At 59.8% G+C, this 17,196-nt stretch carries 14 protein-coding genes and 1 pseudogene; 8 read left to right on the plus strand and 7 right to left on the minus strand.

Annotated features, from left to right (window positions below; genetic code table 11):
* The first annotated feature begins 1,411 nt into the window (after positions 1-1,411).
* Together LB524_RS16480 and LB524_RS16485 are read left to right on the plus strand one after the other, a co-directional pair.
* Entirely contained in the window at positions 1,412-1,642 is a 231-nt protein-coding gene (locus LB524_RS16480; RefSeq protein WP_224528236.1) for a DUF6894 family protein, read from the plus strand.
* Positions 1,643-3,023: 1,381 nt separating this feature from the next.
* Positions 3,024-4,145 carry an alpha/beta hydrolase family esterase gene (locus tag LB524_RS16485; RefSeq protein ID WP_224528239.1) on the plus strand — a complete coding sequence of 374 codons (1,122 nt, stop codon included), beginning with the start codon at positions 3,024-3,026 and terminating at the stop codon, positions 4,143-4,145.
* Positions 4,146-4,237: 92 nt separating this feature from the next.
* Here LB524_RS16485 and LB524_RS16490 read toward each other — a convergent pair whose 3' ends face one another.
* The 4 genes from LB524_RS16490 to LB524_RS16505 all read right to left on the minus strand — a co-directional run bounded on the left by LB524_RS16490 (position 4,238) and on the right by LB524_RS16505 (position 7,611).
* A complete protein-coding gene (locus LB524_RS16490) occupies positions 4,238-5,296 on the minus strand; it encodes a PAS domain-containing protein (protein ID WP_224528241.1) in 1,059 nt (352 codons plus the stop codon).
* Positions 5,297-5,647: 351 nt separating this feature from the next.
* Positions 5,648-5,893: a DUF2188 domain-containing protein gene (locus tag LB524_RS16495; RefSeq protein ID WP_224528244.1), complete on the minus strand. Its 246-nt coding sequence runs from the start codon at positions 5,891-5,893 to the stop codon at positions 5,648-5,650.
* An 84-nt stretch (positions 5,894-5,977) separates the two neighbouring features.
* Positions 5,978-6,712 (minus strand): hypothetical protein, encoded by a 735-nt coding sequence (locus LB524_RS16500; protein ID WP_224528676.1) that lies wholly within the window; start codon positions 6,710-6,712, stop codon positions 5,978-5,980.
* 41 nt (positions 6,713-6,753) lie between these two features.
* Positions 6,754-7,611, minus strand: a complete 858-nt coding sequence (locus LB524_RS16505; protein ID WP_224528246.1) for a hypothetical protein — start codon at positions 7,609-7,611, stop codon at positions 6,754-6,756.
* A gap of 801 nt (positions 7,612-8,412) precedes the next feature.
* Between LB524_RS16505 and LB524_RS16510 the strand changes: the two genes are divergently transcribed.
* The 4 genes from LB524_RS16510 to LB524_RS16520 all read left to right on the plus strand — a co-directional run bounded on the left by LB524_RS16510 (position 8,413) and on the right by LB524_RS16520 (position 11,406).
* Entirely contained in the window at positions 8,413-9,681 is a 1,269-nt protein-coding gene (locus LB524_RS16510) for a family 1 glycosylhydrolase (RefSeq protein ID WP_224528249.1), read from the plus strand.
* 6 nt (positions 9,682-9,687) lie between these two features.
* Entirely contained in the window at positions 9,688-10,059 is a 372-nt protein-coding gene (locus LB524_RS28885) for an SDR family NAD(P)-dependent oxidoreductase (protein ID WP_263486623.1), read from the plus strand.
* 13 nt (positions 10,060-10,072) lie between these two features.
* Complete coding sequence (locus LB524_RS28890) at positions 10,073-10,426, plus strand: SDR family oxidoreductase (RefSeq protein ID WP_263486624.1); 354 nt, start codon at positions 10,073-10,075, stop codon at positions 10,424-10,426.
* Positions 10,427-11,178: 752 nt separating this feature from the next.
* Positions 11,179-11,406, plus strand: a complete 228-nt coding sequence (locus tag LB524_RS16520) for a hypothetical protein (protein WP_224528265.1) — start codon at positions 11,179-11,181, stop codon at positions 11,404-11,406.
* A gap of 35 nt (positions 11,407-11,441) precedes the next feature.
* Here the strand turns inward: LB524_RS16520 and LB524_RS16525 are convergent.
* Positions 11,442-11,930 (minus strand): annotated as a pseudogene (locus LB524_RS16525) (IS5 family transposase); the annotation flags it as partial.
* A 126-nt stretch (positions 11,931-12,056) separates the two neighbouring features.
* On the opposite strand from LB524_RS16525, the gene LB524_RS16530 reads away from it, so the two are divergent.
* A complete protein-coding gene (locus LB524_RS16530) occupies positions 12,057-12,917 on the plus strand; it encodes a hypothetical protein (protein WP_224528267.1) in 861 nt (286 codons plus the stop codon).
* Positions 12,918-13,014: 97 nt separating this feature from the next.
* On the opposite strand, the gene LB524_RS16535 is transcribed toward LB524_RS16530, so the two are convergent.
* Positions 13,015-13,767, minus strand: a complete 753-nt coding sequence (locus tag LB524_RS16535; protein ID WP_224528269.1) for an MraY family glycosyltransferase — start codon at positions 13,765-13,767, stop codon at positions 13,015-13,017.
* A gap of 23 nt (positions 13,768-13,790) precedes the next feature.
* Positions 13,791-14,804 carry an NAD-dependent epimerase/dehydratase family protein gene (locus LB524_RS16540; protein ID WP_224528270.1) on the minus strand — a complete coding sequence of 338 codons (1,014 nt, stop codon included), beginning with the start codon at positions 14,802-14,804 and terminating at the stop codon, positions 13,791-13,793.
* 373 nt (positions 14,805-15,177) lie between these two features.
* On the opposite strand from LB524_RS16540, the gene LB524_RS16545 reads away from it, so the two are divergent.
* Positions 15,178-17,193 (plus strand): acyltransferase family protein, encoded by a 2,016-nt coding sequence (locus LB524_RS16545; protein WP_224528272.1) that lies wholly within the window; start codon positions 15,178-15,180, stop codon positions 17,191-17,193.
* Positions 17,194-17,196: the final 3 nt, after the last annotated feature.

A 17,196-nucleotide genomic window follows, 5' to 3' on the forward strand; every position in this document is an offset into this window, starting at 1 on the left:
GTTTGTCGTCTTCGCTTCGCTAGCTTTATGCTCCGCATCGATGACGACGCGAGATTCCCGGTCAGTCCGTTCGTGCCTTAGCTTGTCGATCTTGCGACGCATATCGGTCCCTTAAAAATCGTCACCCGCGCCCACGGGCGCCCAACCAGTTATGGTCATCTAGGTTCCAAACGATGGCGCCGGACGCCTTTGCCGATGCAGTGGGCCCGCCTCACTGGCGAGGGAAGCGGGCCCGGCCAAGTATTGGGGACCTGACCAGCAGCACGGGAGCTGCCGCCTCTCGAACCAGCCGACGAATATCAGGTTCCCACATGTTGCATAAAAGGCAGCGGCTTGGCCCGCGGCAGATGGGGAAGGCGCCGCAGCAGGATAAGCGTCAGGCTCCGGGATGTCCCGACACATGTTCCAGAAACGAGCTCGGTGGCCGCATTGCCGTGAACTGGGCCGCGGCTGCGCATGTTCAGGAGGTCGCCTGCGGCACCAATCTCATGCACCGCAGGGTTGGCAGTTACGCACGTGTCGAAGCTCGGGTCCAGCGGCCGCACTCAGGCTGCGGGATGTTATCGACATCGAGCGCAACACGATCAGGATGGAAACTCATGTCGCGCGACGGGCGGCATCATCCGCCCTGCAACTGCAGGTGAACGTCGTAACGGCCTTGATCCAGGAGCCCGTCCGGGCCAGCTGGCTATGCAGTGCCGAGACTATAAGGTCAGGTCCTTCTCGAGCAGACGATTGGACAACCCGGTTTATTCCTCCCGACATGAAATGGCTAAGCAAGTCGGATTTCAGGCAGAAATGTCCCGGCCTCTTAGTGCATTCGAATGCTTCACGAGTGCCTAAGAGAGCGCATAACCTCTTAGCCGGCGAGAGGATGCGGCCCCCCGCTAATCTCGCTGGCTAGGCTCGGCGTCTTCAGGCAACTCTCCTTCTGGGCGCCGAGCCGACGAAACTCTGCTTGCCAGCCCCGCAGCCAATCGGCCATCGATCGCCCTCATCTCGGGGACATTTCAGCGGACGTCGAATGTTCGATCGGTTAGTCGGAGCATCCGCACGGTCGGCCACACCGAACCAGACACGGGGTCCAGCTGATTGGCCGGAGAAGTCCGACGCCCAGTGTGGCAGCCCGCAGACGGCGAGACGCTGCAGGCAATTTTGCACGACACCATCTTTCGCGACACTGAAGCTCGGGATTGTTCGCACAGGCATTGCACTGGGCTGAACTTGGCCGCGCACCCGCTTCTCATAGTCGAACAAATGAAGGCACTGGAGCGTAAATTGGCGCGGAGCCTCGCTGAGGGCTGGTGTTGCGCTTTTCACGCGTGCGAGAGTGGTTGACGCTGTCTCCTGTAATGGATCATCAGGGCCAGAGCGAGGAATACAAACGCCGAGCCCTCCAGCTCGGTCGGCGATGGCGCTCTACTATTTCGACTTCGACGACAACGGAACGATATTCCCTGACGATGAGGGAACGGAATGCCAAGACCTTGGCGCGGTCAGATATGAGGCGATCAAAGCTTTGGCGGAGATGACCAAAGACGCCCTTCCACACGGTGATCACCACAAATTGGCGATCGTCGTACGAGACGAGGGCGGCGATCTTGCCTTTCGAGCAAGCATCGTTTTCAACGTGGTCGTGTGACCGTCATCCTGTCTTGTGACGTCGACGGCCCTGCGGCCGCCGCCGGCTAGTTCATCATCCAGAATGAGCATATCGGTCTTGTAGTTCAGAAATGGGTGCGAAAAGTTCCGCCTGCAAGCGCACCTCGTCCTACACAATCTTGATCTCATGACGGTTCTGTTTTCGCGAGAGCACGGCAGATCTCCGGGCGCCGCGCCTGCTCGGCAGCCCTCAGGCAACGCGCCAACTGTCCTGCCTTGGCGAAGTCCTACCCTTCGCTCGCGGGTCTCCGCGAAGGGCAAGACCGGCTTTGATTTCCGCGAGCCGCTGTCTCACATGGTACTCAAATCACCCCGAGGCCGCGCACCCGAATCCTGCCAAAGTGCCAAAGTATTGGCCCGCGCCTTCCTGAGGAGTCGCGGGCCGACCAAGATTGGGTCTTTGGTCAGCGGCGGATTCTGATAGGGAATCGGCCGCCGTGGCTCAATTCGCTCTGCGCAGGAAAGTTCCGCAGGCCGCCAGCGGGCTTGATTGGCGGAATGCCACGGTCTTGTTTGTGTCAGCCGGTTGGTCACGATCATGGCCGGAGATGTCGTGCTCACAAGGCAGACAGGCGTGCAGGTTTGCTCAGAACGCGTCCCTCGTAAGTCTTCCTCACGGGCTGCAGCGGGGGGCCCTCAATGCGGAGAGAAACTGCGGGCGGGTGGCTGCGGTAGTCCGCAAGTGCTGGCATCGGCCGACGAGAGCTGACGGAGTGGGTCCCACGATGGGAAATAGAAATCATCCGCATGCGACCTCGAATGTGGAGAGCGGCCGATCTAGGATCCACCTGTTGCGGTCCCGGGCTCACCGGTGCGGGCGATCCTCCGCGATAACGTTGTAGAGAACACAGCACGCCAACAACGAGACGACACCGCCCAGGAGATCATTCCCCGTGAGACCAGAAAAATAGACGAATTCAAAGGCTGACACGATCGTCCTCTCAATTGGAAATCCACCAAAGTAGAACCGTTAGCAAGCTCTGATGTTCCCCTCCCGCGTGGGCACTCTGGCCGTCGTCCACGGCGAGACGGCATGCCCCATGTCAACCCGTTTCGACTTGCTTCGACCGAAGCCGGAATCATTGCCGGCGCGGCAAAACCGTTTTGGCGATCGTCGGACGGCGAGCCTTTCTCGGCGCAATGTCTAGCCCGGATGATGGCCCGTTGAGGCAAGTTGTCCGGGCTTGTGGAAGGCCTGACGCAGCACGGTTTGAGAAAGGCGCGGGGCTTTTATCTCGCGGAGGCAGAGGCCCCCACCACCCCATGGGGATCGCGGTTGCAAGCAATTATGCTGCACTGCAGCAACCAACCTGGAAACACGGCGTTCCGCTTGTTGGACCCGCCCGCGAAAGGATACCGACATGAGAAGTCTCGCCGATACCGTTGCACGCTTGGCAGCTCGGCGAAAACAGATGGATGGCGTCTTGAATGGTCCTGACGAAAACGAGCGCTTTTCCGAACTCCAGTTGTTCGGGTCAAACCCCGGAAAGTTGCGGGCCTGGACATACCGCCCCAAGGACCTTGCGGCGAAGGCCCCTCTGGTGATTGTCCTCCATGGCTGTACGCAGTCGGCTGCATCCTATGACCGCGGCGCCGGCTGGTCGAGGACTGCAGATCGCATGGGCTTTGCCGTCCTCTTTCCAGAACAGCAGCGCAGCAACAATGCCAATCTTTGTTTCAACTGGTTTGTCCCGGCCGACACCCGACGGGACTCCGGTGAGGCGCTTTCGATCCGCCAAATGATAGAGGCCGTGGTCACCGCTCACGACATCGACCGCACAAGGATTTTTATCACCGGCCTTTCCGCCGGCGGGGCAATGGCCGCCGCTATGCTGGCGACTTACCCTGAAGTCTTTGCGGCCGGGGCCATCGTAGCCGGTCTACCCTATGGCAGCGCCAACAGCCTGCCGGAGGCTTTCGACCGCATGCGAGGTCACGGCGCCCCCACCGCAAGGCGATTGGCGACGACCGTCCAGCAAGCTTCCGGTCACTGCGGACCATGGCCGAAACTCTCCGTTTGGCATGGAAGCGCCGACACAACAGTTAGTCCGATCAACTCCGATCAGCTCGTCAGGCAGTGGCTCACATTGTTCGGGCAAAGTAGAGTGCAATGCGAGACACAGGTGCATCAGGGCTACCGCCGCGACGTCTGGAAGAACGGCGCGAATGAGGAAGTCATCGAGTCGTACCTGATCTCGGGCATGGCGCACGGGACACCCGTGGACTCCGCGGACGGATTGAGTCAGGGGGGATCTTTTGTGTTCGACACCGGCATATCGTCCACCTCGCTTATATCCCGATTCTGGGGACTTGAAGACGCGGGTTCTGAGGACCCCTCGCCAGATGCGCGTTTACCGGCAACATCGTTTGGACGCTCCCCTCTGGTGGTCCCGCATCCGCCCTTCGAACCACGCAGCGGTCCGACGGCCGGGCCTGGTCAGCTTATCGAAAGCGCCCTTCGCGCTGCCGGCTTGATGAAATAGTTCACGGCCAGACTTGTTGATAAACGTTCGTCTAGCGGGGGGCCCGGCCTGCCATGTCGCTATGCGAAAATGGGCTGAGATCAACGAGGGTTTCAGGCACCCTTGGCTGTCGAAAGGGCAGCCGTGCCCGGGATGCTTATGTTGATTTTCAAACCGTCCGATGTCCAATCCCGCAGGATCTCACCCTGAAGCTGCTTCTGGACAATCGCATTGACCATGGTCGTTCCGAAGCCGGGCTCCCCTGGCGGAGATCCAGCTTTACGTCTGCCGCTTTCTTCCCACCGCAGGTTAAAGCCGCCATGATGGCCGGTCGCCTGCCAGCTGACCTGCAACCGCCCCGTATCCTGGGCGAGAGCTCCATGGGTTGCGGCGTTGACGATCAATTCATGGGTGACGAGAGCCAGTGGTTGAACGACCACCGCTGGGATCAGAACTTCAGGACCAGTCATCGCTGTCCTGCCAGACGCGAAATGGGCGACCTGCCTGGAGACGATTTCGTCCAGCGGCACATCGCGCCAGCCGCGCTCGGCCAACAGGGCGTGTGCGACCGCCAAAGCCTGGACCCGGCGTTGAACGGCCGCTGCATAGAGCGGTGCACTGTCTGCTTTGCTCAGCCGAACGATACCATCGACTACCGCTAGAACGTTCTTTGCGCGATGATCGACCTCCATGAGAAGGCGGTGCTCCGCCGCCTCCAGGCTCTGGATCATGCGATGTTTGGTTACGTCGATCTGCGACGCGAAGTAGTAGAGGAGGCCGCCTTCATCGTCCTTGATGGGACTCAGATGGAGCTGGTTCCAGAACGGCGAACCATCCTTGCGGAAGTTCAGTATCTCTACATTCGTCTCGCGTTGACGCTCTATCGCCACTCGAATTTCCGCAACGGCCGTGGGCGATGTTCCCTCCCCTTGTAGGAAGCGGCAATTTCGACCCAGGACTTCATCGGATGTATAGCCGGTCAGATCCAGGAAGGCCCTGTTGGCGAGCACGATGGGATTGTCAGGCTGCCGAGCATCGGTGATGACGATGGGCATGCGGGTGCGCTCGAACGCCGCCGATGCCAGCTCCTTGCGATCCGCCCATGCGGTGGTGGCTGCTGCCGCCGGGGGGTCGCCATGGAGGGCTGACGATGATTTGGCGTTGTCAGGCACTCTTTGCTCACTCGATAGAGGTCAGCGATAACGCCCCACTTCCTACAAGGTTTCCAATGTCACGTTTTCGAGCCGGACTGGTTGCGGTGAGTAAAGCCGCGCATCGGTTCTTCGAAATATTTGGTTGACACGAGGCACACGGCGCTTGTGCCGCAGCTGAAATGTGCAGCCTACCGGACAGACCAAGCATCGCCGGTGTGTGTCAGGAGGATAGCTATGTTGGTCGACAGCTTGACCTATAGCTTCCCATCGAAGGTGAGCCGATCAAAAGGTCGCCACAAGGCGCGGCCGCAAACTGCGAACAGATGAGCGCCAACGCGCAGTACAGCCGTCAGTGCAGGGCGTTCCGACTCAATCAATGGGCCATTCCGTTCGCCACTTCCCATCGACGCCTTGAACCAATACCTCGGCACCGTAGCCAGTAGCCGAGGCACTGCTGGCTGCCTTGACAGCCGCACGCACGGCCTCCGAATGCGCTGCATAAGGATAGTCCTTGCCGTCAAACCGGACCAGCCATTGGTCACCGATCTTTGAAATGAAATACCTGACATGCCCACGGCCCGCCCCCGATGATCGTTTAGAAATCACGATGTTCACTGGCTTTGCAACAAGCATCGCAAATTGACGGTATAGTTCCCAGGCAGCCGAACGGCGCGGCGTTCGAACGTGGCCAACCAGTTCTCATTTTATCGCCGTGACCCTGCCCGCCCTGTCCAGTCGACAATCGACGTCGGCCTGCCGAACCTCGACGCCCCCTTGCCTTGCATAATCTATTTGAACCTTGATTGGGGCCGTGAGTGTACCCCCACGTCGACGCAACAATCCTGCGCTTAACGCCCTGACGCGGACGGCGCCAAGCGGTGTGGCGGCGGACGTGATCGCGGAGCGGCAGGCTTGCACAACAGCAGCTGGTATACCGGGCTTCGCTCTCAGGGGTCTCTGAGGCTTGACAGGATAGCCGTCGGTGAAGCCGCCGTCAGATATGGAAGGCTTAAGAATTGGCGGCAAGGCGATCGATTGCTTGCCGCTCCTGGCGGACGCAGCGGCGGTGGGCCCAGCCGTTCCTTTGGGTGTGGTGGCTGGGCTGCCGCTAGCGGTAGGCGACCCGTTATCGGCCGCCGGATCATCGCCGGCACCAATACTGGTCGAAACGCCTCCGCTTGCGTTGCCGACATTGCCGCTGGCACCAACGCCAACGCCGACTGATCCCTTGCCCGCGCCAACCGAAGCTCCGACATGTGATCCCCCTGCATCGCCGACGCTCGCTCCCACCCCGACCGATGCGCCTTGCGAACCGGCGTTTACTCCGGCGCCGACTCCGATTCCGCCGACGCTGGCGCCTACCCCTTTGTCGAGAGCGGAGGCAGGTCCGATTCCAATCCCGATCATCAGGGCGGCGGCGACGTACTGTTTCATTGCTATGTTGACCTCGGCATACATTCGGCTCCACGGTCTGTTCATTGGCGCGGGTCGAGCCCTTTTGGTGGTCGGGTCGGCAGCAATGCGAGAGGAAGAGAGATCGGGGCCAAGACAGCAGCCTGCTTCCCTGTCTGTTTTTCTCGCGAGCGCGGTTTGCGCCCCGGTTCAACCCCTGATCTGGGTGGTGCACTTGCAACCACGCCTGCCGGCTTATGGATCATTCGCGAGCGCGGTGCAGCCGCAGGCCGGTTCATGGTTGCGACGTCGTCGATTGCCTCGCGCGCGGCACTCAGGCTCAGGGCCAGACCGGTCGCCCGTTCACGTTCTTCTTCGAACGCCGCGCTTAACCCGACCGAGGTCCGGTTTGAAGCGTCGCGCTCCTTGCGAACGACGTCGAGGTCACGGGCAGCTGAATCGGCTCGGTTGCGTTCCAGTTCGAGCGCTTCTCCAGCTTGCCGTAGACCTGCTTCGGCCGCCTCACGGTTCTTATTGGCGTTGGCCAGCTCGACGGCGGCCGCATTTGCGGCTGTCTTGAGGGCCTCGATGGTTCGGTGAGCCGTTGTGAGCTCTTGCCCCAAGAGCTCAACCTTGTGCCGTTCGTCGTCAAGAGCTTGCGTCACAGCAGTCTCGGGAACGTCCTTGGAGGGCTGGGCTGCACCGGGCGCGGGCTTGTCACCGCCCCAGAGAGTGGCTTCGGCCCTGAAGCTTTCGATGGCGCGCTGCGCCGTCTGCAGATCGAGCGAAAGGGCTTCGTCCTTTCGCTGCTGCTCTTTTAGAGCTTGTGCTTGCTTGGCTAGCTCCGCTCGTGCGGCATCCAATTCGCGTCGTAACATCTCCTGATTTTCGCCTGGCGGCGTTTGTGCCTCTGCGTCGGGTGCCTGTGCTTCGCTGGGCACCAGCTCTCCAGGTGCGTGGGATCCGAATGCCCGTGCCGGTGCCTTGTCGGCCTCTTTGCCGACATCGACGTGTTCCGTAAATGCATCCGACGAGATGTCGCTGGCTGGGAGAGGCGCTGAGGCGTCAGGCGCCCGCTGACTGTGAGCCGGAGATGCGAACAGCAAAACAAGGCATAACAGAAAGAGGGCGAAGATGGCCCCGGCCCGTTCTCCGCGCGTCTCGTGCGGCAAAATCGAAGTCCATCGTCCAATCGAGCTGAACGCACCGAGGAGAAAATTCGCCCTCGTGCTCTGCACATGACCCATCGCTGAACCTCAAGACCGCGGCCCTCACCGCATTGCATCTCCACCTGTCGAACATCCGGTGCAGCCGAGCAAAAGCGCGAAGCCAGCGAAACACCGCCGCGCGGGCCAAAGCATCAGTTGGATCCTAACTGCTGGTTCCTTAGTCGCCATCATTCGAACGAACGGGAGATTCATTCTATAAATGCCTGCCTCGCTTGGCATTCCCCTTGGCGCTCGTCCATCCAGGCGGAAAAATCAACGATCGCAATCCCACATCGTCTGGCGATCTCGTCGCATGGATATCTGACGCAGTCACCTTCGGCGGCAATCCGTTTCACCCGGACTCGAACGGCAGGAACTGAACACGCAGGTGCCGCATAATGTGGCTGGCGAGACCCGCCGCGCCATCCGGTGCCGTAGTCGCGTATCGCCAAAAGTGTGCTGACCTGCCGGCCGGAACTGCGTTGCAAGCTGGACGTTAGGAAATTGCTGCAGCTTGGCTGCTCAGGACCTTTGATGTTCAATTTCGTCTTTGCCACCGGCATTGAAAACAGCGCTCCCACGATCAGTGGAGGACGGGAGCGGGTCGACGAAATGGAGAAATGTCGCTTCTACCAGCAATGGCGGACCGACTTCGAACTGCTCCAGGAACTGGGTCTTCGCTTTCTCCGCTACGGGCCTCCAATTCACAAGACCTGGTTCGGCGACGGACACTATGACTGGACCTTCGCCGATGAGACCTTCGCTGACCTCAAGGCCAGGGATGTTCTTCCGATCGTCGACCTCTGCCATTTCGGCGTTCCAGACTGGGTGGGCAATTTCCAGAACCCGGATTTTCCGCGGCTGTTTGAACGTTACGCGCACGACTTCGCAACCCGCTTTCCTTGGATCCAGCTCTACACGCCGGTCAATGAGATGTTCGTCTGCGCCACCTTTTCAGCGCGCTGGGGTTGGTGGAACGAGCAACTGAGCACCGACACCGCCTTCGTCACCGCCCTCAAGCATATCGTGAAGGGCAACGTGGTGGCGATGCGGGCAATCCTGCAAGTGAGGCCCGACAATATCTTCATTCAAAGCGAGTCCTCGGAATACTTTCACGCCGATTCCCCCGAGGCCATCGGCAAGGCGGAGCGTTTCAATAGCCAGCGTTTCCTATCGCTCGACCTCAATTACGGGCATGACGTCGACGCGCGCACTTATCGCTACCTGCTCGAAAACGGGATGACCGCGCAGGAGTACAGCTTTTTCCTGGAAAACCATTTGCGCAGGCATTGCGTGATGGGCACTGACTATTACCAGACCAACGAGCACCGGGTTTGGGCGGACGGAACCACGTCGGCTTCCGGCGAGGTGTTCGGCTATGACGAAATTACGCGCCAGTATTTCAACCGTTACCGCCTACCTGTGATGCATACAGAGACAAACATCCGCGAAGGGCCGAACGGGGACGAAGCCGTTTACTGGTTGTGGAAGGAGTGGGCCAACGTGCTTAGGATCCGCAACGACGGCATACCTATCGTGGGCTTCACTTGGTACTCGCTCACCGATCAGGTGGACTGGGATAGCGCCCTGCGCGAGAACAACGGAAGGGTCAATGCGGTCGGCCTCTATGATCTGGACCGCAACCCCAGGGCGGTGGGAACCGCATACAAGGCGCTCATCGCCAACTGGAACAAGCTGCTCGCCACCCAAAGTGTCTGCCTCGCTTTGCGCGGGGCCTTTTGCATGTGGACCGGATCGCCGAAGCTGGAGCCGAACCGCTGGAACCCTCCAAGGACAAGGTGAAACCCGATGCGGCTGGCTGACAAGAGCGCGATTGTGACTGGCGCGGCAAGCGGCATTGGGCTGGCCATCGCGAGCCGCTTAGGCGCCGAAGGCGCCCGGGTTATCATCGCCGACCTGGATGGAGGCAGTGCGCAGGCGGCCGCACAGGCAGTCCGAAAAGCCGGCGCGCCGGACACCGCCGCCTCGGTTTGCGACGTTTCAGACGAGATTGCCGTCGGGCAGTGCTGTCGACTGGCCCTCGCGCGATTTGGCAGGTTGGACATCATCGTCAATAACGCCGGCCTAATAATGTTCAAGCCCCTCGAGGCGTTCACCAGCGCGGACTGGCTGAAGGTGCTGAGTGTGGACTTGCTGGGGGGCAGTCCATTTCACGCGTGAGGCATTCGCGCACATGACCCAAGGCGGGTCGATCGTGAACATCTCGAGCGTGCACGCGCTTGAAACGACGCCGCATGTCGCCCCTTACGCAGCGGCGAAAGCGGCGCTACTGTCGCTCACCCGGTCCACGGCAATCGAAGGCCGGGCGCGTGGCATACGCGCCAATGCTATCCTGCCTGGGGCCATCGACACACCGATGCTTTGGGAAAATCCGAACATCAAATCAGGGGTCGAAACCATCAGCCCGGAAGATGTCGGCAAGCCGGAGCAGATTGCCGCAGCTGCTGCTTTTCTTGCTTCAGACGACGCCGCCTTTGTCAACGGCGCGGCGCTCAACGTGGATGGCGGCCGGTTGGCGCGGCTCTAGACGTGCAAGCGGTATTGCTGCGGCACTGCGAAGGCCAAGTCGCGCATGGATCACCCGCACCGGCGTCGACAGCGCGCGCGTCGGCAGGGAACGATCCCGCGCTCGGGGGCTAGACGACAATCACATTGTCACTGGTTCGGCTGGAGAAAGGCTCGACAATGTATCATCCAAGCTGGGCGGCCAAGTCGCTCTATCGCGCCAGCGCTCTGACAGGCATGCACCGATAGCGGCAGCGATGCGGACCAATGCCACGAGGAGATCACGTGAGGGGCGACGAGCGGCGTCGATGAAGACGAGCGGGCTCCAGCCGCCGGCCGCGAATGCCCTGATGAGGAGCGTCGGGCCGACCAGATGCTGAGCCCGGCCAAAGGCAGCCGTGGTGCAGCTTGAGGTGACCGATCTCGGCCAGGACCATCGACATCCAGCCCATCCAGCTAGGCTTGGCGCAGATACGTTCAACACGCCCGCTGTTGCGCCAATAATTTGGGACGGCGACTGGCCGAGAGACGACGCTCAGTCGCAGAGTTACCAGCCCATCAGGTGGCGCAAACCCACGATCGGGAGGTAGACCGTCCAGACAAGGCAGGCCGCAATAGCTATAAACATGCCTGCTGCCGGCGCCCACGCGTCCCACTTCCTGTGGAAACTCGTCAACAGGGCGGCCAATGCATCTTCCATTTGCAGTCCTCCCAATGTCGGCGGAGTAATATCGACTTCGTACTTCGTGACACGATTCGCAGGGGCGGAGCTAAATGAACGGCAAAACTGCGGTGCTCGCAATCGCTTTGTGCGGTGGCATCGCGGGTATGGCATATTCCAGCGGGCACCGGGCCGGCAGAATATCGCAGTTGAAAAATATTGTCGCTGCCTACCACAGGCGTATGGGGATTGAAGAGGGCGACGATCGCCTTGGGCGGGTCGACTTATGTCAGGAAATCGGCGGACTGCATGAAGAATGCACAGAACTGGCCGGCAACTAGTATTCACACTGCCATCTCTCGCAAGGCGTTCGCACGGCGAGCAGCATGGCACCCTCGGGCAAATCCCTGATCAAGTCGACTGCGGAGGCAGTGTCGCACTTCCGGCCTGCCGTCAGCGCAGCTTGATCGGCTTGGGCGTCGACAAGAGCATGGATTTTGGTTGCCGGCCCGGCTCGAGAACGACCGAGACAATAATCTCGACCCCGATTTTTTGCCGTCGCGCCCTGCTGATGGACGCGGACAATGAGGTGTCGATCATCTGCACCTCGGCGTCATGTGCTTTGGCATGTCGGCCACGAGGCGGTCCCACACATCTGCTTTTGCGATCGGACAAAGTGGTTGTAGCAGGTGGTGCGTGCGCCGTATCACTCTGGCAGATCGCGCCATGGCGTACCGGATCGCAGCATCCAGAAGAGGCCGCTGAGCACCCGCCGGTCATCGACGCGCGGCACTCGTCGCGGCTTGTTGGGCAACTTCGGCTCGATCACGATCCATTCGAAATCGGTCCGATGATATCGGGTCATGCTGAGGCGAATCGGATTTCGCGGCAATATGAAAGCCGCTAGTCGGAAACGACCCACTGCAGTCGTTGCGTCAATTCAGTGACGACCGCTAACTCTTCCGCAATCGGCATCATGTAGAGGCGAAGAATGACGCGACGTTCCTTGTCTTCGTTCGTTTTTCTCGCTTGCCTCGTGATGCTTGGCACCATTTTGGAATCGTGCTCGCCCTCGCCGAAACATGTCTCGGATGCTGACATCGATTTTCTCGCGTCCGATGCTCATGTCGTTGTCGGCGGCGTGCCTCTCGTCTTGCCCTTTATTTCGCTCACCGGTTATGTCGCCGCGAAACCGTCATTCTCGCTCAACAGACAGCAAGATCGCCAGGCGGCGACAGATCGCCTGGAGGCGTTTCGCAAGGCTGCCAGCAACCCGCAAGGCGCGCCGACGATCGATCAGCTTGAGATTGAGGTGTATGCCTATGGATGGAATGACCTCGACCCGCAGCCGTTCAAAAGAATCTGTACTCAGCTAAGCCGGCAATGGTCCAAGTCCGTTTGCGACGACCCGTGGGCGGCGCTTAAACAGGCGATGCCAGAAAATCGCTTTTATGTTGTCGACGACAGGAAATTTGATGCGTTCGACAACCATTTCACCGTCGGCGCCGAACGCGTCTCCGACCAACTTCATTCGATGCAACTGAAGGTTAACGAAGCATCTGTCGTTTGTGATCGGAACCTCGATCCCTCTAAAACCACTTTTTGTACGGCAGCAATACCAATCAAGCAGCATCTTGCCGCGGTATGGACGGTTTGGGATAGCACTGGTGAGACGCGTTCTCGGCAAGCTGAGCGTGAAGGCAAAGCCATCACCGCATTTGTGCGCCACGCTATCGGACCGTCCGAGGACTTCCCGGCTCTTTTGGCCGTAGTATGCGAACTGAAAAAACCGAAGAGCAGTGTCGGGCCGGGTGGCAACCCTTGCGGTAGTCCTATTTCAAAATCGCGCTAAGTCTGTTTCGACCCCATCTCTCGGTCAATCCGGCTTTATGAGTTCACAGCCAAGTTGTCTCATCGCCAGCATCGCGAATACAAAAGCCGCCTACTGATCAACCGCAGCAGAAAATAAGCCCTGCCGTCAACGCCGCCGCCCCATAAATAGCAGGCAAAACCTGACGGTTCACACCAAGCCGAAGCAACGTGTGACCGAGGTGATCGGTGCCGCCGATCCAGGGCCTCCGCCCCTGCAGCAAGCGTCGAGTTGTTACGAATATCGCGTCAATCAGCGGGACGGCAATCCACGCCAACGAGGCGTCAAAACCTCTTGTCGAAGCAAGAAGCACGACTGCCGCCCCGAGGAGAAGACTGCCGCTGTCCCCCATGAACAAGCGGGCGGGCGGATAGTTGAAGCAAAGGAACCCGAGGCAAGCCCCCGCGCCGGCCATGCCGATATCGCCGCCCAGGCCGAGGAAGGAGGCCGTGGTTGCACTCGCTGCAAGCCCATCGGCATGGTCGAGCATGTTGACGGCGTTGCAAGCTATCCAAATGACGATCGGCACCCACCACAGACCTGTGACAATGCCAGCCAAAATAGCGGCCCCAGCCAACGCCGCCGCCTTTGCCCCGGCCGAAAGGGATCGTACGTCATCCAGCGCGCCGATCAGGCAGAAAACAGCCAGCAGAAGAATATGCTCGAACGGAAGCCACGGAGACATCGCGATCAGTATGGCAGGCCCTGCCAGTCGGGGAACCTCGCCTGCTGTGTGCCACCGATCGCTCTTGACCGTCGCGACCGCTCCGATGCATTTCGCCAGACGCGCAAACGGCCAGACACAAGCAGCCGATATGAGCAAGGCCCCCATGAACGGGAGCAATGGACCAGGTGTCAAGCCATTGCTCGCTCGGCACGCATGTGCTCGATGCAATCGGCCACCGTCTGTTTGGTGCTTCGCAGTGGTCGCCATCCGGTCATGGTGGTCAATAGACTTGTGTCAGGCACGCGGTCGTGCGTTACGGCAAACCGCTCACCAAAGACCGCACTGGAAGGTTTCATTACAATGGGCGCATTCGTCTTGGTGGCGTCAACCACCATCCTTGCAAGATTCCCAATCTGAACCGCCTCGCTGCCGCCCAAGTTGACTGGGCGGCCTTGCAACGACCGACACTGCATCACAAGAAGCAACCCCTCCGCGGCATCGGCTACGTGAAGAAACGCACGCCTCTGCTCGCCGTCGTCGTGAACCACGAGGGGTCGGCCCTGCAACGCTGCGTTGACAAACATTGGCAATACGAGGCCGGTCGCAGAGCGCTGGCGCGGTCCGGCCATGTTAAACGGCCGAACGATCCAAGTAGGAATGCCCAACTCAAAAAACAGTCCAGCAACCAGATGCTCGACAGCTGCCTTGGCGGCGGCGTAGCCCCATCGCGGTCGAAGATCCGTCATAACTGGATCCGACTCTGTGATTGGCCGGTCCCGGCCGGAGCCGTAAACTTCCGAACTCGATGTATAAAGAAGGGGACGCCTGTGCAGCCGGCATGCTTCAACGATTGAACAGCCCGATTCGAGAATGCCGCTGGTGACGGCGAAGCGTTCCTTGTGAGCGCGCTCAACGCCAATCGGACTGGCCAGATGGAACACGGCATCGGCCGAGCCAACTTCATCCCGGATCGCCGCATGGTAAGCCGGATCGCCAACCCTGAAGGTACGGATCGTCAGCCGAGGGTGACCAGCGGGGAGATTGCCAAGCAAGCCGTTCGAGAGATCATCGACAACGGTCACGCTGCAACTGCGCGTCAGCAACATATCGACGAGTGCCGACCCTACGAAGCCTGCGCCGCCAGTAACCAACAGATGCGTTTGCGGGCCGAATTCAACCGTGTCCGCGCTATGGTTGTCCACAGTTGCCATCCTCCAGAACAACCCGCGGCCTCGCAACGCACGGGACAGTCTTTCTATACATTCATGGACAAGGTGAACAACCCGTTTCTCTCAAGCAAGGGAGTTCTCGCCGCCCGCGATATTGTCCACGAACGAGGACCTATCCGAATTCTGCGTCCGACGACCGTGGTCAAGGAGGCCGAACTGATTCCGGCAGATGCGTTCCGATGTTAGGTTTTCGTCGTTCTAGCGCGAAACAAATTGTGGGAGTATCCCCACGTTTCTCGAAATGCGACTTGTAAGTCGAACCGCGAGTGTCGTCACTGTGTAAGTTCGGTCATCGACTCATATCGCGCGAATAGGCTATGAGGCCGCGGGATATTCGGGGGGAGCTTTGAAGCTCGACTATCGGCCTGACATCGATGGATTGCGCGCAATCGCAGTGATCGCCGTCATTCTTTTCCATTTCAGTGTGCCCGGTTTGCCGGGAGGGTTCGTCGGCGTCGATATCTTCTTTGTTATTTCTGGCTACTTGATCACGCGCCTTTTGGTGGGCCAAGGCCATGGGCTGTCACTGATGGCATTCTACGCCGGGCGCATGCGCCGCATTCTGCCGGCCATGCTGGTAACGATCTGCTTCTCGCTCGTGGCGGGGTGGTTTTTGTTGCTCCCTGGAGATTATGCCGGCTTAGGACGCAGTGCAGCATATTCTACGGTCGGACTGGGCAATTACTACTTTCTCTGGAACACGGGCTATTTCGACCGGGAGGCGACGCTTCTGCCCCTCCTCCATCTCTGGTCACTTGGAGTCGAAGAGCAGTTCTACCTAGTATGGCCCGTTTTGCTCCTGGTTGCGAACCGGTTAGCACGTGGCACCCCTCTGCCGATCATCTCGCTGATTTGTGTCGTCGCACTGATCAGCTTGTCGATCAGCCTGCATCTGGTGGCAATCGCTCCGAAACAGGCATTTTATGTTCCATTCAGCCGAGCTTGGGAACTGGCTCTCGGTGGCCTGCTGGTCTTTGCGGCGCCTATTCGCGGCCGAGGCGCTTCCGAACTTGGCGCACTGGCCGGGATTTGCCTGATCGCCGCGAGTGCTATCTGGCTGTCGCCGAGCCAACCGTTCCCAGGCCTGAACGCTCTCGCGCCCGTGATCGGCGCTGTCCTGCTCATTTGGCCGCGTTCGCAGTCAATGATCTCGGCACTGCTTGCGAGCGCTCCGTTGCGGACCACGGGCAAGATTTCTTATAGCCTTTATCTCTGGCACTGGCCGATCCTGGTCTTCTTTCGTCACTTTGCAGGGAACGCAATGCCGAGCGCGGCCGAGGCGTCCATCCTTGTCGCTGCAGCATGGCTGGCGGCATATCTATCCTGGCGAGTAGTCGAGCAACCCCTTCGCCGTCTGCGGACGCCTCCATCGTGGGCATTCGCCGCCGGTGGTGCCGCCGCGATGTTTGTTTGCCTAAGCGGCAACGCGATCTTCGAAGCCGGCGGTTTCACCAGCAGGATTTCGAAGGAAGCCGAGGCAATGCGCAGCCTCGATGTGATGTGGGGCTGGCCGTGTCCGCAGACGGTCAGCATCCCTGAACTGGGCAGTACCTTCTGCGCCTTCGGAGCGCGGTGGGACAAAGCTTCACGACACGCCATGCTGTGGGGCGACAGCCATGCAGAGCATCTTGCCCCACTGTTCGATATGGTGGGTCAAAGGGAGAATACCGCTTTCTTCCTTTTTCATGACTGCCCGGCCGCCTTCGGAGAAGGTGTCCATCGCCAGTTCCCGGAACTGCCCCTGTACCGGGAAAGCTGCGCATCGTCTCGTAAAGCGGTGGTCAGCATGCTGAGGCAGCGCAGAGACTTGGATCTCGTGGTGCTCTCCGCAGCCTGGACAAGCCTTGGCTACACAGACGTCGTCGCTGATGATGGGCGCCAGGCAGATAAAGTCCTGTTGTTGCGCGATGGCTTGCGCAGCCTCGTCAAGGAAATCAAAAGCCCAGATCGGCGCGTTGAAATCATCGGACAGGTGCCAGGACCCGGCGTGGATCTGACTTCCTGTGCCGCGATGCGTGAAAGCACGATATTGAGACGTTGCTCGACCACCATGGACAGCGAGCAAATTCTGCGGGTGTGGTCGCCAATGGTGACTGCGCTGGGATCGCTTGCGAATGAAAATGGGGTGTTCTTTGTCGATCCGCTTAAAGGGATGTGTCCGAACAGGCAGTGCGCCTCCTACGTCAACGGCGAGTTCATCTACCGCGACGGATCTCATCTGCGCAGAAATTTGAGGACGGAGACCGATGACGTGCTTGCACGGAGGATGGGCCTCTATTCTGTTTTTGCCACTGGCCTAGAGCAAAACCAGCTATCGGCTGCGGATACCGCGTCGCCGCACACGTCCAGCAAGAGCCACTGAGCC

Source organism: Mesorhizobium sp. ESP6-5, from assembly GCF_020164695.1.
In the GTDB taxonomy this organism is placed as follows: Bacteria; Pseudomonadota; Alphaproteobacteria; order Rhizobiales; family Rhizobiaceae; genus Mesorhizobium; species Mesorhizobium australicum.